Source organism: Hongsoonwoonella zoysiae (genome assembly GCF_013266695.1).
Lineage (GTDB): Bacteria > Pseudomonadota > Alphaproteobacteria > Rhizobiales > Stappiaceae > Hongsoonwoonella > Hongsoonwoonella zoysiae.
The window spans coordinates 848,695-872,676 of the sequence record NZ_JABRXF010000001.1 but is presented as its reverse complement, the minus strand read 5'-3'; the positions used below and the strand labels follow the sequence as shown (position 1 = coordinate 872,676).

At 61.6% G+C, this 23,982-nt stretch carries 24 protein-coding genes; 4 read left to right on the top strand and 20 right to left on the bottom strand.

The genetic code is table 11. The features are described from left to right. Window positions 1–44: 44 nt before the first annotated feature. The 8 genes from HPQ64_RS04030 to HPQ64_RS03995 form a co-directional block, all read right to left on the bottom strand. The gene (locus HPQ64_RS04030; protein ID WP_172887080.1) at window positions 45–926 is read right to left on the bottom strand and encodes a 3-hydroxybutyryl-CoA dehydrogenase; all 882 of its coding nucleotides are present in this window, start codon (window positions 924–926) and stop codon (window positions 45–47) included. A 206-nt stretch (window positions 927–1,132) separates the two neighbouring features. Then, a complete protein-coding gene (locus HPQ64_RS04025; RefSeq protein WP_172887079.1) occupies window positions 1,133–2,074 on the bottom strand; it encodes an electron transfer flavoprotein subunit alpha/FixB family protein in 942 nt (313 codons plus the stop codon). 24 nt (window positions 2,075–2,098) lie between these two features. Continuing rightward, a complete protein-coding gene (locus HPQ64_RS04020) occupies window positions 2,099–2,848 on the bottom strand; it encodes an electron transfer flavoprotein subunit beta/FixA family protein (RefSeq protein WP_172887078.1) in 750 nt (249 codons plus the stop codon). 235 nt (window positions 2,849–3,083) lie between these two features. Next, entirely contained in the window at window positions 3,084–3,776 is a 693-nt protein-coding gene (locus HPQ64_RS04015) for a rhomboid family intramembrane serine protease (protein ID WP_172887077.1), read from the bottom strand. Window positions 3,777–3,798: 22 nt separating this feature from the next. After that, window positions 3,799–4,374, bottom strand: a complete 576-nt coding sequence (locus HPQ64_RS04010) for a cob(I)yrinic acid a,c-diamide adenosyltransferase (RefSeq protein WP_172887076.1) — start codon at window positions 4,372–4,374, stop codon at window positions 3,799–3,801. Window positions 4,375–4,405: 31 nt separating this feature from the next. Then, the gene (locus tag HPQ64_RS04005; protein WP_172887075.1) at window positions 4,406–4,603 is read right to left on the bottom strand and encodes a twin transmembrane helix small protein; all 198 of its coding nucleotides are present in this window, start codon (window positions 4,601–4,603) and stop codon (window positions 4,406–4,408) included. A 137-nt stretch (window positions 4,604–4,740) separates the two neighbouring features. Beyond that, window positions 4,741–5,640 (bottom strand): SDR family oxidoreductase, encoded by a 900-nt coding sequence (locus HPQ64_RS04000; protein WP_172887074.1) that lies wholly within the window; start codon window positions 5,638–5,640, stop codon window positions 4,741–4,743. Next, window positions 5,640–6,884, bottom strand: a complete 1,245-nt coding sequence (locus HPQ64_RS03995) for a ubiquinone biosynthesis hydroxylase (RefSeq protein WP_172887073.1) — start codon at window positions 6,882–6,884, stop codon at window positions 5,640–5,642. Before HPQ64_RS03995 ends, HPQ64_RS04000 begins: the two co-directional genes overlap by 1 nt. 130 nt (window positions 6,885–7,014) lie before the next feature. On the opposite strand from HPQ64_RS03995, the gene tesB reads away from it, so the two are divergent. Further along, on the top strand, window positions 7,015–7,911 hold the full coding sequence (tesB, locus tag HPQ64_RS03990) for an acyl-CoA thioesterase II (protein ID WP_172887072.1): 897 nt from the start codon (window positions 7,015–7,017) through the stop codon (window positions 7,909–7,911). Window positions 7,912–7,957: 46 nt separating this feature from the next. Here the strand turns inward: tesB and HPQ64_RS03985 are convergent, their stop codons facing one another. Together HPQ64_RS03985 and HPQ64_RS03980 are read right to left on the bottom strand one after the other, a co-directional pair. Then, window positions 7,958–9,115 (bottom strand): CobW family GTP-binding protein, encoded by a 1,158-nt coding sequence (locus tag HPQ64_RS03985; RefSeq protein ID WP_172887071.1) that lies wholly within the window; start codon window positions 9,113–9,115, stop codon window positions 7,958–7,960. Window positions 9,116–9,147: 32 nt separating this feature from the next. Further along, entirely contained in the window at window positions 9,148–10,506 is a 1,359-nt protein-coding gene (locus HPQ64_RS03980; protein ID WP_172887070.1) for a D-alanyl-D-alanine carboxypeptidase family protein, read from the bottom strand. Window positions 10,507–10,991: 485 nt separating this feature from the next. Between HPQ64_RS03980 and HPQ64_RS03975 the strand changes: the two genes are divergently transcribed. Beyond that, window positions 10,992–11,279, top strand: coding sequence for a GIY-YIG nuclease family protein (locus tag HPQ64_RS03975; protein ID WP_172887069.1), 288 nt, complete (start codon window positions 10,992–10,994; stop codon window positions 11,277–11,279). 469 nt (window positions 11,280–11,748) lie between these two features. Then, on the top strand, window positions 11,749–13,686 hold the full coding sequence (gene acs / locus HPQ64_RS03970; RefSeq protein ID WP_172887068.1) for an acetate--CoA ligase: 1,938 nt from the start codon (window positions 11,749–11,751) through the stop codon (window positions 13,684–13,686). A gap of 77 nt (window positions 13,687–13,763) precedes the next feature. Here acs and HPQ64_RS03965 read toward each other — a convergent pair whose 3' ends face one another. The 5 genes from HPQ64_RS03965 to trmD form a co-directional block, all read right to left on the bottom strand. Further along, window positions 13,764–15,161 (bottom strand): pilus assembly protein, encoded by a 1,398-nt coding sequence (locus tag HPQ64_RS03965; RefSeq protein ID WP_172887067.1) that lies wholly within the window; start codon window positions 15,159–15,161, stop codon window positions 13,764–13,766. A 248-nt stretch (window positions 15,162–15,409) separates the two neighbouring features. Then, complete coding sequence (locus tag HPQ64_RS03960) at window positions 15,410–15,982, bottom strand: HNH endonuclease (RefSeq protein WP_210260077.1); 573 nt, start codon at window positions 15,980–15,982, stop codon at window positions 15,410–15,412. A 329-nt stretch (window positions 15,983–16,311) separates the two neighbouring features. After that, the gene (gene leuC, locus HPQ64_RS03955) at window positions 16,312–17,724 is read right to left on the bottom strand and encodes a 3-isopropylmalate dehydratase large subunit (protein WP_172887066.1); all 1,413 of its coding nucleotides are present in this window, start codon (window positions 17,722–17,724) and stop codon (window positions 16,312–16,314) included. 401 nt (window positions 17,725–18,125) lie between these two features. Further along, the gene (gene rplS / locus HPQ64_RS03950) at window positions 18,126–18,608 is read right to left on the bottom strand and encodes a 50S ribosomal protein L19 (protein WP_172887065.1); all 483 of its coding nucleotides are present in this window, start codon (window positions 18,606–18,608) and stop codon (window positions 18,126–18,128) included. A gap of 220 nt (window positions 18,609–18,828) precedes the next feature. Next, on the bottom strand, window positions 18,829–19,536 hold the full coding sequence (trmD, locus tag HPQ64_RS03945; protein ID WP_172887064.1) for a tRNA (guanosine(37)-N1)-methyltransferase TrmD: 708 nt from the start codon (window positions 19,534–19,536) through the stop codon (window positions 18,829–18,831). A 102-nt stretch (window positions 19,537–19,638) separates the two neighbouring features. Here trmD and HPQ64_RS03940 point away from each other — a divergent pair, with 102 nt between their 5' ends. Next, window positions 19,639–20,103, top strand: a complete 465-nt coding sequence (locus HPQ64_RS03940; protein ID WP_172887063.1) for a VanZ family protein — start codon at window positions 19,639–19,641, stop codon at window positions 20,101–20,103. Here the strand turns inward: HPQ64_RS03940 and rimM are convergent. The 5 genes from rimM to HPQ64_RS03915 form a co-directional block, all read right to left on the bottom strand. After that, entirely contained in the window at window positions 20,070–20,606 is a 537-nt protein-coding gene (gene rimM / locus HPQ64_RS03935; RefSeq protein WP_172887062.1) for a ribosome maturation factor RimM, read from the bottom strand. The genes HPQ64_RS03940 and rimM overlap by 34 nt on opposite strands. Before the next feature lie 43 nt (window positions 20,607–20,649). Further along, complete coding sequence (gene rpsP, locus HPQ64_RS03930; protein WP_172887061.1) at window positions 20,650–21,054, bottom strand: 30S ribosomal protein S16; 405 nt, start codon at window positions 21,052–21,054, stop codon at window positions 20,650–20,652. A 33-nt stretch (window positions 21,055–21,087) separates the two neighbouring features. After that, a complete protein-coding gene (locus HPQ64_RS03925; protein ID WP_172887060.1) occupies window positions 21,088–21,405 on the bottom strand; it encodes a chorismate mutase in 318 nt (105 codons plus the stop codon). Then, window positions 21,402–22,940, bottom strand: coding sequence for a signal recognition particle protein (ffh, locus tag HPQ64_RS03920; RefSeq protein ID WP_172887059.1), 1,539 nt, complete (start codon window positions 22,938–22,940; stop codon window positions 21,402–21,404). Before ffh ends, HPQ64_RS03925 begins: the two co-directional genes overlap by 4 nt. A 280-nt stretch (window positions 22,941–23,220) precedes the next feature. Continuing rightward, a complete protein-coding gene (locus HPQ64_RS03915) occupies window positions 23,221–23,898 on the bottom strand; it encodes a YggS family pyridoxal phosphate-dependent enzyme (protein WP_172887058.1) in 678 nt (225 codons plus the stop codon). Window positions 23,899–23,982 lie beyond the last annotated feature (84 nt).

Genomic DNA, 23,982 nt, shown 5'->3' with positions numbered 1-23,982 from the left:
GCCTTGCATGCGGAGGGTTACGGGAAAGCCAAATCGTTCCGGGTTCAGCGCGTGGGAACCGGCGTCTCGCCACGGTAATCGTAAAAACCGCGTTGCGTCTTGCGGCCGAGCCAGCCCGCTTCGACGTATTTCACGAGCAGCGGACAGGGCCGGTATTTGGAGTCGGCCAAACCCTCGTAAAGCACCTGCATGATGGAAAGGCATGTGTCGAGGCCGATGAAATCGGCAAGCTGCAGCGGGCCCATAGGGTGGTTCGCGCCAAGCTTCATCGCCGTATCGATCGCCTCGACGGAGCCCACACCCTCGTAAAGCGTGTAGATTGCCTCGTTGATCATCGGCAGCAGAATGCGGTTGACCATGAAGGCCGGGAAATCTTCCGAAACCGCTATGGTCTTTCCGAGCCTGCGGGTGAATTCCTTCGCCAGTTCGAAGGTTTCATCTTCCGTTGCGATGCCGCGTACCAGCTCGATCAGCTCCATCAGCGGCACGGGGTTCATGAAGTGGATGCCGATGAACCGTTCCGGGCGGTCCGTGGAAGCCGCAAGCCGGGTGATCGAAATCGACGACGTGTTAGTCGCAAGGATAGCTTCGGGCTTCAGCAGCGGGCAAAGCTGAGCGAAAATCTTGCGTTTGACCTGCTCGTTCTCCACCGCGGACTCGATCACGAGGTCGATATCCGCCAGTTGGTCCATGCTGTCTGCGGCCTTGATGCGCTCCAGTGCCGCAACGCGGTCTTCTTCCTTGATGATCCCCTTGCCGACCTGGCGTGTCATATTGCCATTGATCGTCGCAAGACCCGACTGGATACGATCCGTGGAAATGTCGTTCAGCGCCACTTCATAGCCGGCGAGTGCACAGACGTGGGCAATTCCATTGCCCATCTGACCGGCGCCGATCACGCCGACTTTCTTGATTTCCAACACCATTTTTCAACCCGGCTTATTGTTATGGCGTCTTCCCGGGCCGAAATCCCGGGCGCGCCTGTTTCAGCGTGGCGTTATTCATCGCAACTTCGCTGCATGACCGCAAGAACTTCGGAGAAGTTTTTGCACTGCGGTACAAATTTATCGCAAAAGAAAGGCCCGCCAAGAGGGCGGGCCTTCACAAACCGGTTTTTGAGCCGTGATCGGGCTCAGCGCTTGGCTTTTTCCACTTCCGCCTTGAATTCCGGCAAGACGTCGAAGAGATCGGCGACGAGGCCGTAATCGGCAACCTGGAAGATCGGCGCCTCCTCGTCCTTGTTGATCGCAACGATCACCTTGGAATCCTTCATGCCGGCCAGATGCTGGATCGCGCCGGAAATGCCGCAGGCGATGTAAAGGTCCGGCGCCACGACCTTACCGGTCTGGCCGACCTGCCAGTCGTTCGGCGCATAGCCCGCATCGACGGCGGCGCGCGACGCGCCGACGGCCGCGCCCAGCGCATCGGCGACCGGCAGAATGACCTCCTGGAACTGCTCCCTGGAGCCCAGCGCACGACCGCCGGAAATGATCACCTTCGCCGAGGTCAGCTCCGGACGGTCGGATTCCTGCAGTTTCTCGCCGACGAAACTCGAAAGGTCGGAGGAAACGGCGGCGACTTCCTCGATCGCGGCCGATCCGCCCGCTTCCGCGGCCGGGAAGGAGGCCGTGCGCACGGTCACGACCTTCTTGGGATCGATCGATTTCACGGTCTGGATGGCGTTGCCCGCATAGATCGGGCGCTCGAAGGTCTCCGCGTCCACGACAGCGGTAATGTCCGACACCTGCATGACGTCCAGAAGGGCGGCAACGCGCGGCATGATGTTCTTGCCGTTCGCGGTCGCCGGCGCCACGAAAGCGTCGTAAACGTCCGCCATCGAAACGATAAGATCGGCGGTCGCTTCGGCAAGCTGATGGCCCAACCCGTCGCCATCGGCGACAAGCACCTTGGCAACGCCGGAAAGCTTTGCGGCCTGTTCTGCAACACCCTTGCAGTCCTTGCCGGCAACGAGGACATGCACTTCCCCGCCAAGAGCGGAGGCTGCCGAGAGCGCCTTCGCGGTGGCGTCGTTCAGTTCGGAGCCGGAGTGTTCGGCAACAAGAAGCGTGGTCATTTCAGAATTCCTCCTTCTTGCCGCTCAAAGCACGCCGGCTTCGTTCTTGAGCTTTTCGACGAGCTCGGCCACGGAAGCGACCTTGATGCCGGCTTCGCGCGCCGGCGGCTCCTTCGTCGCGACGACTTCGAGACGCGGCGAAATGTCGACGCCATAATCGTCCGGCGACTTTTCGTCGATCGGCTTCTTCTTCGCCTTCATGATGTTCGGCAGCGAGGCGTAGCGCGGCTCGTTGAGGCGCAGGTCCGTCGTCACGACGGCCGGCATCTTGAGCTGCACGGTCTGAAGGCCGCCGTCGACCTCGCGGGTGACGTCGACCGTGCCTTCGCCGAGATCGAGCTTGTTTGCAAAGGTGCCCTGCGCCCAGCCGAGCAGGGCGGCAAGCATCTGGCCGGTCTGGTTGCAGTCGTCGTCGATCGCCTGCTTGCCGAGAATCACGAGGCCCGGCTCTTCCTCGCCGACGATGCCTTTCAGGATCTTGGCGACAGCCAGCGGCTCGGTCAAAGCGTCGGTCTTCACCAGAATGCCACGGTCCGCGCCCATGGCGAGGCCAGTGCGCAGGGTTTCCTGCGCCTGCTGTGGGCCGACCGAGACAAGCACGACTTCGGTCGCCTTGCCGGCTTCCTTCAGCCTGATGGCTTCTTCGACCGCGATTTCGTCGAAGGGATTCATCGACATCTTGACGTTGGCGAGATCCACGCCCGACCCGTCGGCCTTGACGCGCACCTTGACGTTGTAGTCGATCACCCGCTTCACGGGTACGAGGATCTTCATGGGGCTCTTGCACCTCCCGCTCGCGCAGTGTTCCTCACCTGCGCATGACATGGTGGCCACCGGAGATTTCCGGTATCTGGAAACGGCAGATTTCCGCTTATTCCGACGATCGGGCGGCGACCGTACTGACGCTATCGTCAGGTGTCAACGCCGCCGGAAGTCCACCACTGTCGCAATTGCGACCTTGGACCCGATCGGCGGCGGTATGATGGCTTGGGCATCACGCCCCTCCGCCTCAAGCGGCGCGGTCGAACAACGGCACGCCGGGCCTTTTCAGGACGACGACGAGCGCTGCCCCCACGAAGAAGCCGGCCACATGCGCCCACCAGGCGACCCCTTCTTCCGGAGAGCCGACGGCCATTGCGATCTGATATCCGATCCAGGCGACCAGTGCCCAGCTTGCCGGGATCCGCAAGGGGATACGCCCAAGCGCCAGCACCCAGAGCCTGACACGCGGATGCAGGACCAGATAAGCGCCGATGACACCGGCCACCGCGCCCGATGCGCCGACGATCGGCACCGTGGACGCCGGGTCGAGGGCTGCTTGCGCAAAACCCGCCACGGCAGCGCAGGCAAGGTAGAAGAACAGGAATTTCACGTGGCCCATGGCGTCCTCGACATTATCGCCGAACACCAAGAGGAAAAGCATGTTGCCGGCCAGATGCACCCAGCCGCCGTGCAGGAAGGCGTAAGTCAGCATCGAAGCCGCTTCGGGCACCAGCACAAGTTCCGGCGAGAGCTCGCGCAGATCGAAGAAGACCGCCGGCACAAGACCGAGCGAGAGGGCGGAAGCCGCCAGGGCGTCATCAGACAATCCGCCGCCCTGAAAAAGCAGGAAAACGGCGATGTTCAATCCGATCAGCCCCCATGTGACATATTGTCGCCTGACGTAGGTGAGGGGGTTATGATCGTGCAGCGGAATGAACATCGCCCCTCGCCCAAGCTGGTGGTCAGCGGTTTTTGCCCGGCACCCAGAGGACGTCGCCTGTCCCCCTGGCGTTGACCCAGCGCGCGGCGACGAAGAAGAAGTCCGACAGCCTGTTCATGTAGACGAGCGCATGCCGGTTTATATTTTCCGCCTCCGCAAGCTCCGTCATAAGCCGCTCCGCCCGGCGCGAGACGGTACGGGCGTGGTGGAGATGCGCGGAAGCCGGCGCCCCGCCGGGCAACACGAAGGATCGCAGCGGTTCCAGATCGGCATTCAGCCGGTCGATTTCCGCCTCGACCGCGGAAACCTGCGCTGCCGTCATCCGCAGCGGTTCGTAGCCGAGGTCTTCGTCGGTTTCCGGCCTTGCAAGATCGGCCCCCAGGTCGAAAAGGTCGTTCTGGATGCGCGCCAGCACCTTATCCAGCTCCGCAGCGATCTTCGCGGCTTCAAGGCGGACGATGCCCACAATGGCATTGGTTTCGTCGACCGTCCCATAAGCCTGGATCCTCAGGTCGTGCTTCGCTCGCCGCTCGCCGCTTCCAAGCGCCGTTGTCCCGGCATCGCCTGTCTTGGTGTAGATCTTGTTCAAAACGACCATGTTTCACCTTGCCCGGCCCGGTAAGCGTCGCTCAAGGCCGCGTTCCCATGAAATAGAGCGTCGCCATTATGATGATGATTGCCAGAAACTGAAGGCCGACACGCCAACGCATCAGCATCTGGGAGCGTGAGGACGATCCTCCACGCATCATGTTCCAAAGGCCCATGAGCAGGACGACCGCCACCGCGCCGACCGCAACCGGAACCAGATTATAAAGGAATTCTCCCAATAGAACTCTCCGTTGCAAGGAAAATGAGCAGACCGCCGTGCCGCCAACGGCCGAAATCATCCCGGCGCTGCAAGCCGATCCATCTCATATGCGCATGAGCCCGGCGCCGACAATTACCCCATATCGTCGCGGATGCCTTATTCCTTCGATCCCGCCGCCCGCAACAGCAATCGGTCGAGAAGGCGCGTGGAGGAAAGCCGCCGGGCAATCGACATTGCCCGCGTCGGTACGGTTACGCGGTAGCGTGCCCTGGGATAAGGCGCCTCAAGCGCGTGTATGAGCGGCCTGACGACGGCCAGAGGCCCGAGCTTGAAACGTGAGGGTTCGCCACCTGCCATCCGCTTCAGGCGTTTTTCATAAACCGCCCGGTAGGGTGAGGCCTCCATTCCTGCCCTGCCGATCACACGATAGAAATTCGCCATCGCATTTTCTGTGAATTTCGTGGCGATCGGCCCCGGTTCGATCAGCGAAACATGGATGCCTGTCCCCGCGAGTTCGAGGCGCAGCGTGTCCGAATAGCCTTCGAGCGCGAATTTCGATGCGTTGTAGGCGCCGCGATAGGGCATGGCGATAAAGCCGAGGATCGAAGAGCATTGCACGATCCTGCCGTGGCGCTGCCTGCGCATGGCGGGCAAAACGCGCCGCGTGAGGTCATGCCAGCCTATGAAATTCGCCTCGAAAAGCTCCCTGAGCGCGGATGTCGGCAGATCCTCGATGGCCCCCGGAATAGCGTAGGCGCCATTGTTGAAGAGCCCGTCGATCCGCCCGCCCGTGCGCTCCAGTACGGATTCTACCGCGCTGGCAATCGACGCCTCGTCCTCGTAATCGAGGCGAAACGCCTCAAAACCCTTCCCGCGCAGCCTTTCCACATCGCCTTGTTTGCGCGCTGTCGGAAAAACCCACCAGTCGCGCCCGCGCAAGGCGTGAGCGGCCGCTTCGCCTATTCCCGAGGAACACCCCGTGAGGAGGACAACACGGCGGGAACGGTCCGGCGAGGGCTTGCGCGCAGCGCTTCCAGACTTGCCGCGCCTTTTCATCAGATCGGCTCGCCCGCCAGAAGCCGCGGCATTTCTCCGGTAAGCCCCGCCGCCTGGCGGATGAAGAAGCGCTTCACGAACGGCATGCGGTCGACCAGCCCGAGGCCGACATCGCGCACCGCGCGCAAAGCATCGCTATCGTTGGAAAACAGCCGGTTCAGGACATCCGTCACCACACCCATGCGGAACGTATCGAACCGGCGCCAGCGCTCGTATTTTTCCAGCACGTCGAGCGCGCCGATATCCTGACCGAGGCGCCGCGCCTCGATGAGTACCTCGGCAAGGGCCGCAACATCCTTGAAGCCAAGGTTGAGGCCCTGGCCGGAAATCGGGTGGATTCCGTGCGCGGCATCGCCGGCGAGCGCGAAACGCGGCTTCACGAAGGAGCGGGCGAGCGTCAGACCGAGCGGATAGGCATTGCGCGGACCGGCGAGCTTGATTTCGCCAAGGTGATGGCCGAAACGGCGCTCAAGCTCCAGCTCGAAGGTGAAATCGTCTCCCTTGACGAGTTTTTCGGCCTCTTCCTGTGTCTCCGTCCACACGAGTGAGGACTTGTTGTCCTTCAGCGGCAGGATCGCGAAGGGACCGGAGGGAAGGAAATGTTCTTCCGCGCGGCCATCGTGCGGGCGTTCATGGGCAACGGTGGTCACGATGCCGGCCTGTCCGTATTCCCACTTCACCGTCTGGATACCGGCAAGGTCCCTCAGGCGCGAGCGCACACCATCCGCGGCAACAAGAAGGCTTGCTTGCAGCACCTTGCCGGACCGCAAGATCACCTCCACTCCGGCGTCAACTTCGTGAAAATCGGTCACCGCATCGGGCGCGATGATTTCAACGCCAAGGCTTGCCGCCCGGTCGGCAAGGCTTGCGACCATCTTTCCGTTCGGCACCATATGCGCGAAAGGTTCACCCGGCGCGACTTCGCCTTCGAATGTCAGGAAAACCGGGCGGACGACGTCGCGAAGCCTGGAATCCGTGACAATCATTTCCATGATCGGCTCGGCATGAGGCTCGATTTCCCGCCAGACACCAAGCTGGTCGAGCATGCGGCTCGCCGCCGCGATAATGGCGGAAGCGCGCGGGTCCTTCTCCATTTCCGCACGCTGGCGCAGATCGACCAGGGCCACCCGGATCGCAGGGTCGGCCTGCTTCAATGCCACCGCCAACGACAGGCCGACGTATCCGCCTCCGCCGATCAGCACATCGAGACGGTCGCCATCTTTCGCCGTTCGCGTCTTTGCCATCTCCCGCTCTCCATTCACGAGGCGTGCCGCACTTGACTTTTACGTCAGGTGCCGGACAACTCCCGTACCACTTAGCTCAATCCAATGTCGGCGCCATCCGCCGGCCCTACCGGATCATAGGGGTTTACCCATGAACGATTCCAGTGCGGAATCAAAGGCCACGACCGGCAATTCCGCCGTCGAGGGGTTGCTTGCGATCCTCGATCTCGAGCCGCTTGAGCAGAACCTCTTCCGCGGCATGAGCCCCCAGGTCGGCTGGCAGCGCGTCTTCGGCGGACAGGTGATCGGCCAGGCGCTTGTCGCCGCGTCCCGCACGGTGGAAGAAGAACGGCCGGTACACTCCCTCCACGGCTACTTCATGCGCCCCGGCGACCCTTCCGTGCCGATTATCTACGAGGTCGACCGTATCCGCGACGGCGGCAGCTTTACCACGCGGCGCGTCGTCGCGATCCAGCACGGCAAGGCGATTTTTTCAATGTCCGCCTCGTTTCACGCGCGTGAAGAGGGATTGGATCACCAGATCGACATGGGCGAGGTTCCAGGCCCCGAAGACTTGCCGAGCGAGGCGGAACTGAAGGAAAAATTCCTTGCCGTCGCGCCGGAAAGCGTGCGCCGCTACTGGGAGCGGGAGCGCCCGATTGAGCTCAGACCCGTTGATCTTGCTCACTATTTCTCCCGCAAGAAACTTGAGCCTTCGCAAAAAGTCTGGGTTCGGGCCAGCTCCAGACTGCCGGACGACGCTCGAATCCACAGCTGCGTCCTGGCCTATGCGTCCGACATGACGCTGCTGGATACCGCGCTTTTCGCCCATGGAACCAGCGTTTTCGACAATAAACTGCAGGTGGCGAGCCTCGACCACGCCATGTGGTTTCACCGTCCGTTTCGCGCCGACGAGTGGCTGCTTTACTCCGAAGACAGCCCCTCGGCCTCCGGCGGGCGGGGGTTTACGAGGGGGTCTCTGTATACCCGCGAGGGCGTCCTGGTCGCCTCAAGCGCGCAGGAAGGGCTGATCCGCGTTCGTAAATAGTTGCGGCGAGGAAAAAGACTTTCGTGCCGAACTCGTGGCAAAACGGTCAGTCAAAGTTCCCTGAGAAACCCCCGATGGAAAGCGGGTTGTCCGTCATCGCTTCCCGGTCCGGCGTGTCGGGCGCCAGACCTCCCGTGAAGGCATCGAACATCCTGCGGACGAAGCCTTCCGGCAGATCGCACGTGATGAAGACGAGCCGCGTTCGCCGGTCGTCGCCATCCGGCCATGCGGGAAGTGTCGCCGGTGGATGGAACACATGCTGGACCCCGTGGATGACGACCGGGCGGTCCGGATCCTCCGCGATCCTCACGACACCCTTGACGCGAAGGAGCTTCGGCCCGTGGGCGGAGCGTAACAGATCGAGAAACATTTCCAGCGCCGCGGTCTGGACGGGTTTCGACGTCGAAAGCGTGAAAGCCCTGATCCGGCTGTCATGCCGGTTCACGTCGTGGGAATGGTCGTGCCCGTGATGATGGTGATGGCCATGATCGCGGTAGGCTTCCTCGTTCAGCCAGCGGGCGACATCGGGGATCTTGCTTTCGGGATCATAAAGCCCGGTGCCGATCAGATTGGCGGGAACAGCTTCGCCGGCTGACGCATCGAGACGCCTTGCGCCCGGATTGAGCGAGCCAAGACGCTCCAGAAGCCAGTCGAACCCGGATCGTTGCGCATCCGATTCAATCAGGTCCGTCTTGGTGAGCACGATACGGTCCGCCACGGCGGCCTGACGCACCGCTTCGTCATGACTGTCCAGAGTATCATTTCCGTTGACCGCGTCGACCAGCGTCACCACCCCGTCGAGCCGGTATCTGAGGCTCAAATAGGGGTGTAGCATGATCGTGTGGAGAATGGGCGCCGGGTCGGCAAGGCCCGTCGTTTCAATCACGACTCGTTTAAGCCGCGCGATCCGCCCGTTGTCGAGCCCGCGCAAAAGATCCTCAAGGGTGGTAACGAGATCCCCGCGAATGGTGCAGCACAGACAGCCGGACGAAAGCTCGACGATCCCCTCGCTCGAGCCTTCGACAAGCAGGTGATCGAGCCCGATCTCGCCGAACTCATTTATGACCACGGCGGTATCCGCCATCGCCGGGTCCTTCAGGAGCCGATTCAGGAGCGTGGTCTTGCCGGCACCGAGAAAACCCGTGATCACCGTGAGTGGAATAGGCGGCTTGGGGCCGCGACGGCCCGTATCGCTTGCAGTCATGAAAGGTTAATTCCTCAAAAGGCAGGGCAATCTCACGGAGATTTCGGCTTCAGGATCGGAAGCGGGGCGTTGGGCGCAAGCGTCCCCTTGAAAATCGCGCCGGGTTTCGCCTCGCCGCCGTCGGTTTCATCGTCCGAGCCTTCGTCGGAAAGGATCGCCCCGGGGTTGGCGGATTTCGCCAGGTCCCTTGTCGTTTCTCCCGCTTTAACGTCCGTCAGGCGGCCGGGCTTGGCGACCGGCACCACCGTGATCGCCGGTGTGGCCACCGCAACGGCATTTTCCGGAACGCCGACCGAAACCGAAATCGGCCGATAGGCGGCAACGCGCGGGCCGATCAGATCGTCCATGAGCTCGGCCCAGTCGATCTTGTTACCCTTCTTCGGCACCGCCGCCTTTTCGGAATTCTTCGATACGCCGACACCCGGGATGATGCGCCCGGAAGCCCCTTCAAGCCGCCCGTTGTAGGACAGGACGGCGGAGGAGCGTTTGGCATTCTTTCCGTAACGGGCGACCAGTTCCTCAGCCGAAAGGCGCGGATTGGACTTGCAGTAACCATCCTGTGGCGGGCGCGCGGAAACGCCTTTCAGATCCTCGATCGACCCGCGCCCGCGCTCGTCGAAGCCCTTTTCGATGAGTTCGCGCGAGTGGGCGAGACGTTCCAGCCCCGACCCGGCACCCAGAATGACGGCCATGACGGTGCGCCCGCGCCGGGTGGCAGAAACGGCGACATTATACCCCGAATTACAGATATAACCGGTTTTCAGGCCGTTCGCGCCGCGAACGCGGAGCAGAAACTCCCGGTTGGCGGAACGAAGCGTCTTCTTGCCGAATTTCAGGCCGGCATGGCCATAAAGCCCGCGATGTTCCGGAAAATCGAGCCAGAGCCGGCGCGCCAGCACGCCGAGGTCGCGCGCAGAAGAAACCTGCCTGTTGTCTGGAAGACCGTGCGGATTGACGAAATGCGTCGCCGACAGGCCCATGCGTTGGGCTTCCTGGTTCATCAGCACAATGAAGCCGGATTCCGTGCCGCCGATCGCCTCGCCCAGCGCGACGGCGATATCGTTCGCCGATTTGACGAGCACCATCTTCAGCGCGTTTTCCACCGTCAGCTTCGTGCCGGGACGAAAGCCCATCTTGCTCGGCGGTTCGGCGGCGGCGTTCTGCGAAACCGTCACGACCGACTGCATGCTGGCCCGGCCTTCGCCGATCGCCTTGAAGGTGACATAGGCCGTCATCAGCTTGGTGATGGAGGCCGGATACCACTGCCTTGTCGCGTCCTTTTCATCAAGCACGCGCCCGCTTTCGACATCGAAAACGACCCAGGAGGCGACATCCGCCAGCGCCGGACGAGCCGGGCCGAGAAGCAGGGCCGCGCTCAGGGCAAGCGACATAAAGAAAGGCGCCCGGCGGCAAAACCGGCGCCCGAAAAAACTTTGGAACATGGATACGCCCAGCACGATTTCCTCGCCGACCTTTGCAAAACTGCGGATGGTCCCGACGTCTCGCCCCTATCTGTAACCGATAGCGGGGGTCACATGCAAAGGAATGCGGTGAGGGGGCGGCGGAGCGGGGTTTGCGGGCCAGCGAGGGAAGCCACACCGCTGTCCGGTTAGGAAATCCCTGAGAGCGAGGTCTGTACTTCCACACGCTCCACCGCCGCTCCCGCCTTGAGCGAGGTCCGGTCCACATTTCAGCACATGGTCGCGAAATTGAATTCAGCGGGCCGGTGCCGAGTGCAACCTGAAATTTCGAAGTATTCGGCGACGTGGAATAGGCCCCGGGTCAAGCCCGGGGTGACGGTGGTGGATTGGGCTGCTGCTGAAGCTCACCAGCCTGTAATCGAGTCGAAACGAGTGTTTCGCCGTACCGTTGTCTCATGCCCTTTTACATTTACATCCTCGCAAGCCGAATGCGCGGGACGCTTTACATTGGCGTGACCAATGATCTTGGGCGCAGGGTATTTGAGCATAGGTCTGGAACAGGTTCGGAATTTACCAGGAAGCACGGCGCGACGAAGCTTGTCTATTACGAACGCTATGAACGGATCGACGAAGCAATCGCTCAGGAAAAACGTCTCAAGCGATGGGCGAGGTCGTGGAAAATCCAGATTATCGAGTCGTTCAACCCGAATTGGGATGATCTGTACGAGACGCTGAATTTGTAGCTTGATGGGATTTGGCACACTGACGCCGCAACCACTCAGGCGTCACCCCGGGCTTGACCCGGGGCCTAATCCACCTCTCCAAAACCTTCTGAATATCAGGCGTTTCGCGGCGGCAGCCTGCACCAATCGTTACGGCTTCCGGAGTTCGAACCGTGATTGGACCCCGGGTCAAGCCCGGGGTGACGGCGGAGAGTGGGTGAATGCCGTGGAAACGACCGCGCTCCAGACCGCATGCCCCACCCGAAACCTTCGTCGTAAGTGCTTTGTCTAAGACTACGAAAGTTCGATCAATGCCTTATGGACGGAGGGGAAGCCGATCAGCATAATGCGCGCGATTTCGCAAGGCCGGTGTGGAGGTTTGCCGGCCGCCGTGATTTGATGAGGTCCAAAGCGTATTCCGTCCGGAAAGGTTCGAACCGGGCAAGGAGAGACGCTTCAAACCGATCAATACCCAATCGGGAGGAACGCCATGTCCGAGACTGTCTATCCGGTGCCGGCCGAAACCGCCGCAAACGCGCTTATCGACAACGATAAATACCTGGAGATGTACCAGCGCTCGGTGAGCGATCCGGAAGGCTTTTGGGGCGAGCACGGCAAGCGCATCGACTGGATCAAGCCTTTCACCAAGGTCAAGAACACCTCCTACGACCCGCATAACGTCTCGATCAAATGGTTCGAGGATGGAACGCTGAACGTTTCCACCAACTGCGTGGACCGGCATCTGGCGACGCGCGGCGACCAGCCGGCGATCATCTGGGAAGGGGACGACCCGAACGAACACAAGGTCATCACCTACAAGGAACTGCACCACGAGGTGAACAAATTCGCCAATGTGCTGCACGCCTGCGGCGTGAAAAAGGGCGACCGGGTGACGATCTACCTGCCGATGATCCCGGAGGCCGCCTATTCGATGCTGGCCTGCGCGCGCATCGGCGCGGTGCATTCCGTCGTCTTCGGCGGCTTTTCGCCCGACAGCCTTGCCCAGCGCATCATCGACTGCGATTCCAAGGTCATCATCACCGCCGACGAGGGCCTGCGCGGCGGGCGCAAAGTTCCGCTCAAAGCCAATGTGGACAAGGCGGTTGAGGGCGCGGCCGTCGACAAGGTGGTCGTGGTGAAGCGCACCGGCGGCGATGTCGCCATGAAGGACGGGCGCGACATCTGGTACCACGAGGAGGCCGACCGCGTTTCGGACCATTGCAAGCCGGTGGAGATGAACGCGGAGGACCCGCTGTTCATCCTATACACATCAGGCTCCACCGGACAGCCGAAGGGCGTGCTACATACCTCCGGCGGCTATCTCGTCTATGCCTCCATGACGCATGAATACGTCTTCGACTATCACGACGGCGAGATTTACTGGTGCACGGCGGACGTGGGCTGGGTGACCGGGCATTCCTACATCGTCTACGGCCCGCTGGCCAACGGCGCGACGACGCTGATGTTCGAAGGGGTGCCGACCTATCCCACTCCCTCGCGCTTCTGGGACGTGTGCGACAAACACAAGGTCAACATCTTCTACACCGCACCGACCGCCATCCGCGCGCTGATGGGGGCGGGGCTCGAGCATGTCGAGAAAGCCTCCCTCGACACGCTGCGCGTTCTCGGCACGGTGGGCGAACCGATCAACCCCGAAGCCTGGAACTGGTATCACGATCACATCGGCAAGGGGCGCTGCCCGATCGTCGACACATGGTGGCAGACGGAGACCGGCGGCATCCTGATCACGCCGCTGCCGGGCGCGACAGCACTGAAGCCCGGCTCCGCGACGCGGCCCTTCTTCGGCGTCCAGCCGGCGCTGGTCGACGCGGAAGGTAAGATCCTGGAAGGCGCGACGGAGGGCAATCTGGTGCTGCTCGACAGCTGGCCGGGGCAGATGCGCACCGTCTACGGCGATCACGAACGCTTCGTGCAGACGTATTTCTCCGCCTACAAGGGAATGTATTTCTCAGGCGACGGCTGCAGGCGCGACGAGGATGGATACTACTGGATCACCGGCCGCGTGGATGACGTGATCAACGTTTCCGGCCACCGCATGGGCACGGCGGAGGTGGAATCCTCCCTCGTTGCCCACCCGAAGGTGTCGGAAGCCGCCGTCGTCGGCTATCCGCACGACCTGAAGGGGCAGGGCATCTATGTCTATGTCACGCTGATGGCGGGCGAAGAGCCGACGGACGAATTGAAGAAGGAACTGCGCGACTGGGTGCGCAAGGACATCGGCCCGATCGCTTCGCCCGACCTCATCCAGTTCGCCCCCGGCCTGCCGAAGACGCGCTCCGGCAAGATCATGCGCCGCATCCTGCGCAAGATCGCCGAAGACAGCTTCGAGAACCTGGGAGATACCTCGACCCTTGCCGATCCGGCGGTGGTCGACGACCTGATCGAGAACCGCCAGAACAAACACTGAGCGGGAACTTCCAGACGGCGAATACAAGAAAGGGGGCCATCGGCCCCCTTTGTCCGTCTCGTGACACTCTCCCCCAGTTAGCGGGACAGATAGGTCTTCTTGATCTGCAGCGCGATCTTCTGAAACTGCTCGCGAAGTTCCTGGTTGTTGGATGCGTTGTGATAATCACCCGAGGATGACGCGCAATCCTGCATCATCGCCTTCTGGGTGCTGCCGATCTGGAAGCCGATCGTGATGATGCGGATTTCCGTGTTCTGCTTGATCGAGTCACACAGGGCAATGGCACGCTGGCGGGCCTCATACGAGTTGTTCTGCGCCATCCAGTCATAATCCGTACCGTAATGGGTGGTCGGGCCGAAAATGGTGTTGAAATCGCCATCCGTCATCACGATCAGATATTTCAGCACGCGCTCGTCGGAATAGGGGGCCGGCCGGCTCTCGGCGGGCCAGAGCCCGGACCAATTCGCCGAAAGCGTATACCAGCCCCAGGTGATGCCGGTCGCGCCGGCCGTGTAGCCCTTCGCCTGAAGATTATCGATGGAATGCAGGAGCGAGCCGGAGACACCCGCCCCGCCGGGGTCGAGGGTCAGCGGGATTAAGGCGGATTCAGGGCAGATATAGTCCGAACTCGCGTAGAGGTTGGAACCGCTCTTTCGGTAACCTTTCTTCCTGCCGGCGCGAACCGTACCCGGGCCGACCGGTGCCGTTGCGTAGCTCACGTCCGTGGCCGCCTGCGCGCCGCCACGTTCCGAAACGCAATATTCGAACGAATTGCGCGACGCGTTCCAGCCGCCGGTGGCAAGAGTCGCGCGCGAGGTGCCAATGTTCACGCCCGTGCTGTAAGGCACCATCGATATGCGCACCTTCTCGTTGGTCGCCGCAGCTTCCGGCGGAATGAGGATGTTCACGAAATCCGCCGCCGCATCGCGCAACGCACCGATCTTGCCGCTTCCCGCCATCGAGCCGGTCACATCGACGACCATGGCGATCTCGACGCTCTTGGGATAGACGGCCTGGGCGGTAACGCCCATGGTCAGCGTTTCGGGACCGATGCCGCCGATGCTTATGAAATAGGTAGGGATTGTCGTTCTCGCGGAAACGTCTATCCGACGCTTGTCCGTATCGATCACCGGCGGGTCGAGAATGATCTTCGCATCGGGCGCGGTCGAGTTCTCGGAGTTCGCATCGAAGAAATCCTGATAGAATTCATCGACATATTGCTGAACTTCCGCAGGGGTCATGTTGCGGACCGAAAGCTCGCGCGCAACCGCCAGCATGGCCGCGTCAAGGCCGCGCGCCAGGGACCGCTTCTGGTTCACCGCCCTGCCGATGTCGATGGCCGCACCAACGATGACGATCGTGATGATCGCGACAAGGCCGAAAAGCGGAAGAACCCCCCCGCGCCTGTCCCGCCCGAACCTGAGGAACACGCCTCCGGCACTTTCCCAGTCCTCAGCTTTTTTCCGCCAAGACATGACATTCATCTCCAGCCTCGGCGCCTGCCACACCCGGTTGAATGCGATAGACGCCAGTACGCGAAAGAAGATCGACTTGATGGCGAGCGGTCCAAAAGATCAGGACGCCTGTCGACCGGGCAACAATACATTGCCATCGCCGGTAGAATGTCATTCTGGCGGTGCGAAAACGTTAAGAGCTGGCGTAAAGGAAGCCAATTCTTTCGAAAAGGTTTAAGGACAATTAACCGAATTGAAGAATCTGAAGGTCAAGGTTCGAGTTCCGTATCCCAATACAGGAAGTCGATCCAGCTTTCATGAAGATGGTTCGGCGGGAAAAGCCGGCCGTTGTTGTGAAGGTCGTGCACGGTGGGCGCAAAAGGCATGTGCCGCGGCCACATGTTTATATCCGAGCACGACTTGTTGGCCTTGCGAAGGTTGCACGGGCTGCAGGCGGTAATCACATTTTGCCAGGTGGTCTGACCACCACGGGAGCGGGGAACAAGGTGATCGAAAGTCAGATCGTTTTTCGATCCGCAATACTGGCATTGAAATCTGTCACGGAGAAAAACGTTGAACCGCGTAAAGGCAGGATGTCGGGAAGGCTTGATGAAACTTCGCAGGGAAACGACGCTGGGCAGCCGGAATTCGGAACTCGGACTTCGGGCCACCACGTCGTATTCGGAGACGATGTTGACCCGGTCGAGAAACACAGCCTTGACGGCATCCTGCCACGACCAGAGCGACAGCGGATAGTAGCTTAGCGGTCTGTAGTCCGCGTTAAGCACCAGCGCCGGGTGGGCGCCTGGAGAAAGCGCGACGTTCACTCCATAGCTCCTCATGCCGGTTCGAAGGCCCGATCTTCACCGGCCCTTCAGAGAGAACGCCGGTCTCAGGATCCACCTTAATGAGTTGCGCGCATATTGTAGAGCGATGGTGACACTCTTGTGAAGCCATTACTCGCAGCAAGACATACGCAGTGTAATGGAAACCGGATTGCCGGTTGCGGAAAAGTCCTTGTTTTAACGATTGAAACGGGCGCTTCAGGCTAAGCGGATGATCATTCGACAAAGGAAAAGGGCGCCCTTACGGACGCCCTTCACGATTTGTTTCACGATTTACGGGCCGAAGCCGGCCGCGAAATCGAATCACCCAGCTACGCCACTTACCGTCAGCCGCGATCCCACTCGCGGATATCGACGAAGTGCCCGGCGATCGCCGCAGCGGCAGCCATGGCCGGGGAGACCAGATGGGTGCGGCCCTTGAAGCCCTGGCGACCCTCGAAATTGCGGTTCGAGGTGGAGGCGCAACGCTCGCCCGGCTTCAGCTTGTCGGCGTTCATGGCAAGGCACATGGAGCAACCCGGCTCGCGCCAGTCGAAACCGGCATCCTTGAACACCTTGTCGAGACCCTCGGCCTCGGCCTGCTCCTTCACGAGGCCGGAGCCCGGCACGACCATGGCGTCCACCGTCTCGGCAACCCGGCGGCCCTCGATCACCTTCGCAGCTTCGCGCAGATCCTCGATCCGGCCGTTGGTGCAAGAGCCGATGAAGACCTTGTCGAGCTTGATATCGGTGATCTTCGTACCCGGCGTCAGGCCCATGTACTGCAGCGCCCGATGCTTCGACGCACGGCGGTTCTCGTCCTCGATCCCATCCGGGTCCGGCACGGCACCGGTGACGGAGACGACATCCTCCGGCGACGAACCCCAGGTGACGATCGGCGGAAGATTGGCCGCATCGAGCCGGATTTCCTTGTCGAATACCGCACCCTCGTCGGAGTAAAGCGTCTGCCAGTATGCCTTCGCCATCTCCCAGGCTTCACCCTTCGGCGCCTTGGGACGGCCTTCCAGATAAGCGTAGGTCTTTTCGTCCGGCGCGATCAGGCCGGCGCGCGCGCCACCCTCGATCGACATGTTGCAGACCGTCATGCGACCTTCCATCGACAGCGAGCGGATCGCCTCGCCGGCATATTCGATGACATGACCCGTGCCGCCGGCGGTGCCGATCTCGCCGATGATGGCGAGAATGATGTCTTTTGCGGTAACGCCTTCCGGCAGCTTGCCATCGACGGTAACGCGCATGTTCTTCGCCTTGCGCTGGATCAGAGTTTGGGTGGCGAGCACATGCTCCACCTCCGAGGTGCCGATGCCGTGCGCAAGCGCGCCGAAAGCGCCATGCGTGGAAGTGTGGCTGTCGCCGCAGACGATCGTCATACCCGGGAGGGTGAAGCCCTGCTCCGGGCCAACGATGTGAACAATGCCCTGACGCTTGTCGGTCTCGTTGTAATATTCGATCTCGAACTCGCCGGCATTGTTGGCAAGCGTCTGCACCTGCAAGGCGCTTTCCGGATCGTCGATGCCGTGCGAACGGTCGGTCGTCGGCACGTTGTGATCGACGACGGCAAGCGTACGGCCGGGCTGGCGCACCTTGCGGCCCGCCATGCGCAAGCCCTCGAAAGCCTGCGGGCTCGTCACCTCGTGGACGAGATGACGGTCGATATAAAGAAGGCTTGTGCCGTCTTCCTGGGTGTCGACGACATGGGCGTCGAAGATCTTGTCGTAAAGCGTTTTTGCCTGGGTCATCGGATGTCTCCTGAATTCTGTCGGGATGGGCCGCGCTCACTTGCCATCAAGGAGCAGCAGGCCGGGATGGGCGGCTATCGGATGGCGGATAGCAGGCCGTGGGCGGCGCTGAGGCGGGCGTGAAAGCGCCAAGGCAGGCGGCGGCGATCCTGGAGCACCACGCGGCAAAGAGGAACGGTCATGGTGCCCGCATCCCGATTTGCCGCGATTTCAGCCGTCCAGCACATTGACCTGCCGTTCCATCCTGCAAATTTCTGATATGCCGCATTCAATGACGCAGAAACGGCCCGCCGGTCAAGCGCGGGAGCCAATTTCAGCCGTCCGCAGATACGAATAAGGCGACCCGTGGGGCCGCCTCATCAGGGCTTGCAAAGTGAAAAAGCGCCAAAGACGCGCCGATCTTATTCGGCGTTCGACTCCGCAGCTGCGGCTGCGGCTTCCTTCGCGGCGGCCTTTTCGGCCTCGAAAGCAGCCTTGGCGGCGGCGATTTCGGCCTTCGTTGCGTCGTTGAGACGGCGGGCGCGCACGTTGGTCGCTTCCACGATACGCGCGGACTTGCCGCGACGATTGCGGAGGTAATAGAGCTTTGCGCGGCGAACCTTACCGCGACGGACAACCTCGACACCTTCGACGAGCGGCGAGAAGACCGGGAACACACGCTCCACGCCTTCGCCGTAGGAAATCTTGCGGACGGTAAAATTCTCGTCGAAACCGGCACCCGAACGCGCGATGCACACACCTTCGAAAGCCTGGGTACGGGTGCGGTTGCCTTCCGTAACCTTCACGTTCACCCGCAGCGTGTCGCCCGGGGAGAATTCCGGCAGCTTGCGGATGGATTCGATCTTCGCCATTTCCTCGGCGTTGAGCTGATCGATGATGTTCATGGCTCTTACCTTCTCGGTTCTTCGACCGGTCAGAGCGTCCGCATACGGTCAGGCCGCAGGGGCGAATTCACCGGATTTTATGGCTGAATGCCTGAATCTATCGGTCCGACCAAACAACCGCCGAGACGCATTCAACGCCACGCGGCCCACATCCGAACCCGTTTCGCGGTGGGTGATAACCCAACTTCCACCAAATGTCATGCCCAAAATGGCAGAAAGGTCAGCTTTTTTCGTCGCCATCGCGCCAAGCGTCGTAAAGATCGGGCCGCCGGGCTTGCGTAATTTCCTCCGCACGCGCCTTACGCCATGCCGCGATCTTTCCATGATCGCCGGACGTCAGGATTTCCGGGATCGTCCTGCCCTCGAATTCCTGAGGCCGCGTATACTGCGGATGCTCCAGCAGGCCCATTTCGAAGCTTTCGCTCTCGCCGCTTTCCCGATTGCCCATGACACCCGGCAGAAGGCGGACAACGGCATCCAGCAGCACCATGGCGCCAAGCTCGCCCCCTGAAAGGACATAGTCGCCAATCGAAACCTCCACGAGACCCCGCGCCTCGATCACCCGTTCGTCCACCCCTTCGAACCGGCCGCAGACGATGACCGCGCCCGGACCCTCGCTCAACTGCCGTACATAAGCCTGATCGAGCGGGCGCCCACGCGGCGACATGAGCAGGCGCGGGCGCTGGTCGGATGCCGGGCTTGCATGGTCGATAGCCTTTGCCAGGATATCGGGCCGCAGGACCATGCCCGCTCCCCCGCCCGCGGGCGTATCGTCAACACTGCGATGTTTGTCGGACGCGAAATCCCTGATCTGTACCGTTTCCAGGTTCCAGATATCCTTCTCCAGCGCCCTGCCTGACAAACTTTGGCCGAGCGGGCCTGGAAACATGTCCGGATAAAGCGTGAGCACGGTGGCGGCAAAGGGCATCTCGGCAATCCTGTCAGAGTGGCGCGAAATCGGGCTTGAAACGGGACCTTAAGTAATTCGGCGGCAATTTAAACGTTCGGCTGAAACGTGAAAGGTCCGTTCGTGCGGTTATCCCTTCCAGAAATTCCGCAAGCAACCGTCTTCAAGCTGCAGCAGCTCGGCTTCAGGCCGACGCCATGGCGCCTGGCCCCGGCGGTGCTGCTCGCGGTCTATGGGATTTGCATGGGCCTTGTCTTCAACGCCGGTTTCGACCACCCCTACGACAAGGTGCAGCACATCCTGTTTTTCGGGCTTCTGACGCTCGCAATCCACGCGCTGTTTTCCTGCAGGCTGCGCGTTTCGGCGATTACAGTTCTCATCCTCGGGCTGACCGGAGAGGCGATACAGGGTGTTTTGCCAAATCACCACGCATCCCTGCTGGATGCAGGCGCCAACACCATCGGAATAGCTGTCGTGGCCGTCACCATCGCGCTCGTCCGCTCCGAAGTGAAAGCCGCCGCAACCGGCAGCACCATCGCGGACATGCCCGAAAGTCAGGCCTTGTCTTCATCGCTTTCAGACAGGTAACCCTCCGGCAGGGCCACGACCACCCGCCCCTCGGCGATATCGACCTCGGGAACGAATTCCCGCGTGAAGGGAACGTAGAACGAGCGGCCACCCTTCGGCGCGATCTCCAGAAGATCGCCCGCGCCGAAATTCGGCACGGTGACTATGGTGCCGAGGTCAACGCCATCGGTATCCACCGCTGCCAGGCCGATCAGATCGCTATGGTAGAACTCGTCTTCCTCTTCCGGCTCGGGCAGCGCATCCCGCGCGACGAAGAGTTCCACGCCATTCAACGCTTCGGCCGCATTTCGGTCGTTCACGCCCTTCAACCGGGCTATGACAACGGATTTTTGCGGGCGAAGGCTGATGATCTCGAAGCTTTTCGAACCGTCTTTCGTGGAAAGCGGCCCGTAGTCGGCAAGGGCGAGCGGATCATCCCCATAGGGTTTGATCCGCACTTCGCCACGTATGCCATGGGCGGCGCCGATGCGTGCGATCGCGATCCGGGCACTTTTCTCACTCATGCCCGGATGTTCCCTCTACAAGAAACCCGCGCCGCATTGCGGATTATTCCGCAGCGGCTTCCTCGGAAGCGGCGGGCTCGGCCTGGGCTTCCGCAGCGGCGGCAGCCGCGTCTTCTGCCTTCTGGCGCTTTTCTTCAAGGCGCTCCTTGGCCTTCTGGCCGGGCTCGGCCTTCTGCGGATTGTTGCGCGGCGCGCGCTTCAGGACGCCGGCGGCATCCAGGAAACGCAGGACACGGTCGGTCGGCTGCGCGCCGTTGCCGATCCAGTGCTGAATACGCTCCAGGTTGAGCTCGATGCGGTTTTCATCGTCCTTCGGCAGCATCGGATTGTAGGTGCCGAGACGCTCGATGAAGCGGCCATCGCGCGGCGCGCGCTCATCGGCAACGACGATGCGGTAATACGGGCGCTTCTTCGCGCCGCCGCGTGCGAGACGGATCTTGAGGGCCATTTTGTCTACTCCTGTTAAATAGCGGTTCGCCGATCAGCGGCGAATGGCTTCGTGATGCCGAATGACTTCCCTGACGATGAAGTTGAGGAATTTTTCGGCGAAATCGGGATCGAGATTCGCCTTGTGCGCGAGATCGCGAAGGCGTTCGATCTGCCGTTCCTCCCGTGCCGGGTCGGCCGGCGGAAGATTGTGCGTGGCTTTCAGGACACCGACGCGCTGCGTGCAACGGAACCTTTCGGCCAGCATGTGCACCAGAGCCGCGTCGATATTGTCTATTGAGCCGCGCAATTCCTTGAGTTCAGCGAGCGCCGGATGGTCCGGGCCGAGTTGGGTCTCGGCATTGGTGCTCATTTCTTCTTTCCTTTCCCCAGTCCGGGAAGGCCGGGAAGTTTCATCCCGCCCATGCCCGGAAGCCCCGGCATACCGCCAGGCGGCAGGCCCGCGCCCGGAAAGCCGCCTGGCAGACCGCCGCCGGACATTCCACCCGGAAGCTGGCCCGACTTGGCGAGCTTTTCGATCTCCTTCGGGTCGACCTGCGGCATGCCGCCGCCGCCCATGCCGCCCATAAGCTTGCCGAAGAGACCCTTGCCCTTGCCCATCTGCTTCATCATGTCCGCCATCTGGCGGTGCATCTTGAGAAGCTTGTTGACGTCCGCGACATCCACGCCCGAACCGCGGGCGATGCGCTTCTTGCGGCTAGCCTTCATAAGCTCAGGCCGGCGGCGCTCGGCGGGCGTCATCGACTGGATGATGGCAACCTGGCGCTTGACGACCTTGTCATCGAGATTTGCCGCGCCGAGCTGCTTCTTGATCTTTCCCACCCCCGGCATCATGCCCATGATGCCGGACATTCCGCCGAGTTTTTCCATTTGCTTGAGCTGCTCGGCCAGATCCTCCAGATCGAAGGACCCTTTCTTCATCTTGGCGGCCATTTTGGCCGCCTGATCGGCATCGAATTCCTGCGCGGCCTTTTCGACGAGCGAGACGATATCGCCCATGCCGAGGATACGGTCGGCGATGCGCGAGGGATGGAACTCCTCCAGCGCGTCAGCCTTTTCGCCAGTACCGATGAGCTTGACCGGCTTGCCGGTGACCGCACGCATGGAAAGGGCTGCACCGCCGCGCCCGTCACCGTCCATGCGGGTCAGCACGATGCCGGTGATGCCGACGCGCTCATCGAATGACGTTGCGAGATTGACCGCATCCTGACCCGTCAGCGCATCGGCGACGAGCAGGATTTCATGCGGATTAGAGGCCTTTTTGACCTCCGCCATCTCCACCATCAGCGGCTCGTCGATGTGGATACGGCCAGCGGTATCCAGCATCACCACGTCGTAGCCGCCAAGCTTCGCCGCCGTCATCGCGCGGTTCGCGATCTGGACCGGCGTCTGGCCGGCGATGATCGGCAGGGTATCGACGCCGTTCTGTTCGCCGAGGACCTTGAGCTGCTCTTGTGCTGCCGGTCGGCGGGTGTCGAGCGAGGCCATCAGCACCTTGCGACGCTCCCGCTCCGTCAGCCGGCGCGCGATCTTGCCCGTGGTCGTGGTTTTACCCGAACCCTGGAGACCCACCATCATGATGCAGACCGGCGCCGGGGCGTCGAGATCGATCGGCCTGGCGTCGGAGCCGAGCATTTCGACAAGCTGGTCGTGCACGATTTTCACGACCTGCTGGCCCGGCGTCACCGACTTGAGCACTTCCTGGCCAACGGCGCGGTTCTTCACCTTGTCCGTGAAGGAGCGGACCACCGGCAGCGCGACATCCGCCTCGATCAGCGCGCGGCGAACCTCGCGCATGGCTTCCGACACGTCGGATTCCGACAAGGCACCGCGCTTGGTGAGCTTGTCGAGCACTCCGCTCAGGCGATCGGACAGACTTTCGAACATGATGGCCCTTTCAGGATTTCGGCATCGAGATTCCGGCACTCAACGCGCCTTCACCCCCTCCAGATAGGCGTGACGACGAGAAACGCCAGCGACCGCGCAAAGCAGAACTACACCCGAGGGCGCAACGCGCTGTCGGGTGGTAACCTCCGGGCTCTCTTTATACCTTTTCGGGGCCCGGTCGGCCGGATCGCAATGTCACATCCTGTCAAGGAGTGCGCGCGTGATAAGCGGGAACGGGCCGCGAGTCAAGGAAATCCGGGCCAAAGGCCAGCTTATCGCATCAGGCGGAGTAATCCCGCGCGCCGAAAATCGCCGAGCCAACGCGGACATGCGTCGCACCGAAGGAAATCGCGGTTTCGAAATCTCCCGACATGCCCATCGAAAGGCCAAGAAGGCCATTGCGGTCGGCGATCTTCTGCAGGAGCGCGAAATGCGGGCCCGGCGCCTCGTCAAACGGCGGAATAGCCATGAGGCCCTCTATCGCGAGGCCGAGATCGTTGCGGCAGAACTTCACGAAATCATCGACCTCGCCGGGTGCGACGCCGGCTTTCTGCGGCTCCTCGCCCGTGTTGACCTGAACGAAGAGGCGCAAGCGCTTTCCCTGCTTGTCCATCTCATCCTTGACCGCGCGGGCGATCTTCTCCCGGTCGATCGAATGGATCGCATCGAAAAGTTCCACCGCGTCCTTCGCCTTGTTGGACTGCAAGGGGCCGATCAGATGCAGTTCCACATCCGGATAATCGGCCTTCAGGGCCGGCCATTTCTTTTGAGCTTCCTGGACCCGATTTTCGCCGAAGACGTTCTGGCCCGCCTCGATCACCGGGCGGATATCTTCCGTACCGAAGGTCTTGGAGACCGCGACGAGTTCCACCGAGCCGGGCGTCCTGTGCGCTTCTTTCTCGGCGGCGGCAATCCTGGCCCAGATTTCGGAAAGGCGGTCGGCTGCGGTTTCGCTCATGGATTTCCCGGTCCTGTCTTTCCCGGATTGGTAGACGCTTGCGCGGACGACAGCAACCGGTTCAGCCAAATTCGGGCGTCCGCC

Excerpts from the sequence above, each read along its gene's own strand:
- HPQ64_RS04030 (WP_172887080.1), bottom strand. The coding sequence starts at position 926 with ATGGTGTTGGAAATCAAGAAAGTCGGCGTGATCGGCGCCGGTCAGATG.
- HPQ64_RS04025 (WP_172887079.1), bottom strand. The coding sequence starts at position 2,074 with ATGACCACGCTTCTTGTTGCCGAACACTCCGGCTCCGAACTGAACGAC.
- HPQ64_RS04020 (WP_172887078.1), bottom strand. The coding sequence starts at position 2,848 with ATGAAGATCCTCGTACCCGTGAAGCGGGTGATCGACTACAACGTCAAG.
- HPQ64_RS04015 (WP_172887077.1), bottom strand. The coding sequence starts at position 3,776 with ATGTTCATTCCGCTGCACGATCATAACCCCCTCACCTACGTCAGGCGA.
- HPQ64_RS04010 (WP_172887076.1), bottom strand. The coding sequence starts at position 4,374 with ATGGTCGTTTTGAACAAGATCTACACCAAGACAGGCGATGCCGGGACA.
- HPQ64_RS04000 (WP_172887074.1), bottom strand. The coding sequence starts at position 5,640 with ATGAAAAGGCGCGGCAAGTCTGGAAGCGCTGCGCGCAAGCCCTCGCCG.
- HPQ64_RS03995 (WP_172887073.1), bottom strand. The coding sequence starts at position 6,884 with ATGGCAAAGACGCGAACGGCGAAAGATGGCGACCGTCTCGATGTGCTG.
- tesB (WP_172887072.1), top strand. The coding sequence starts at position 7,015 with ATGAACGATTCCAGTGCGGAATCAAAGGCCACGACCGGCAATTCCGCC.
- HPQ64_RS03985 (WP_172887071.1), bottom strand. The coding sequence starts at position 9,115 with ATGACTGCAAGCGATACGGGCCGTCGCGGCCCCAAGCCGCCTATTCCA.
- HPQ64_RS03980 (WP_172887070.1), bottom strand. The coding sequence starts at position 10,506 with ATGTCGCTTGCCCTGAGCGCGGCCCTGCTTCTCGGCCCGGCTCGTCCG.
- HPQ64_RS03975 (WP_172887069.1), top strand. The coding sequence starts at position 10,992 with ATGCCCTTTTACATTTACATCCTCGCAAGCCGAATGCGCGGGACGCTT.
- acs (WP_172887068.1), top strand. The coding sequence starts at position 11,749 with ATGTCCGAGACTGTCTATCCGGTGCCGGCCGAAACCGCCGCAAACGCG.
- HPQ64_RS03965 (WP_172887067.1), bottom strand. The coding sequence starts at position 15,161 with ATGTCTTGGCGGAAAAAAGCTGAGGACTGGGAAAGTGCCGGAGGCGTG.
- HPQ64_RS03960 (WP_210260077.1), bottom strand. The coding sequence starts at position 15,982 with ATGAGGAGCTATGGAGTGAACGTCGCGCTTTCTCCAGGCGCCCACCCG.
- leuC (WP_172887066.1), bottom strand. The coding sequence starts at position 17,724 with ATGACCCAGGCAAAAACGCTTTACGACAAGATCTTCGACGCCCATGTC.
- rplS (WP_172887065.1), bottom strand. The coding sequence starts at position 18,608 with ATGAACATCATCGATCAGCTCAACGCCGAGGAAATGGCGAAGATCGAA.
- trmD (WP_172887064.1), bottom strand. The coding sequence starts at position 19,536 with ATGCCCTTTGCCGCCACCGTGCTCACGCTTTATCCGGACATGTTTCCA.
- rimM (WP_172887062.1), bottom strand. The coding sequence starts at position 20,606 with ATGAGTGAGAAAAGTGCCCGGATCGCGATCGCACGCATCGGCGCCGCC.
- rpsP (WP_172887061.1), bottom strand. The coding sequence starts at position 21,054 with ATGGCCCTCAAGATCCGTCTCGCACGCGGCGGCGCGAAGAAGCGCCCG.
- HPQ64_RS03925 (WP_172887060.1), bottom strand. The coding sequence starts at position 21,405 with ATGAGCACCAATGCCGAGACCCAACTCGGCCCGGACCATCCGGCGCTC.
- ffh (WP_172887059.1), bottom strand. The coding sequence starts at position 22,940 with ATGTTCGAAAGTCTGTCCGATCGCCTGAGCGGAGTGCTCGACAAGCTC.
- HPQ64_RS03915 (WP_172887058.1), bottom strand. The coding sequence starts at position 23,898 with ATGAGCGAAACCGCAGCCGACCGCCTTTCCGAAATCTGGGCCAGGATT.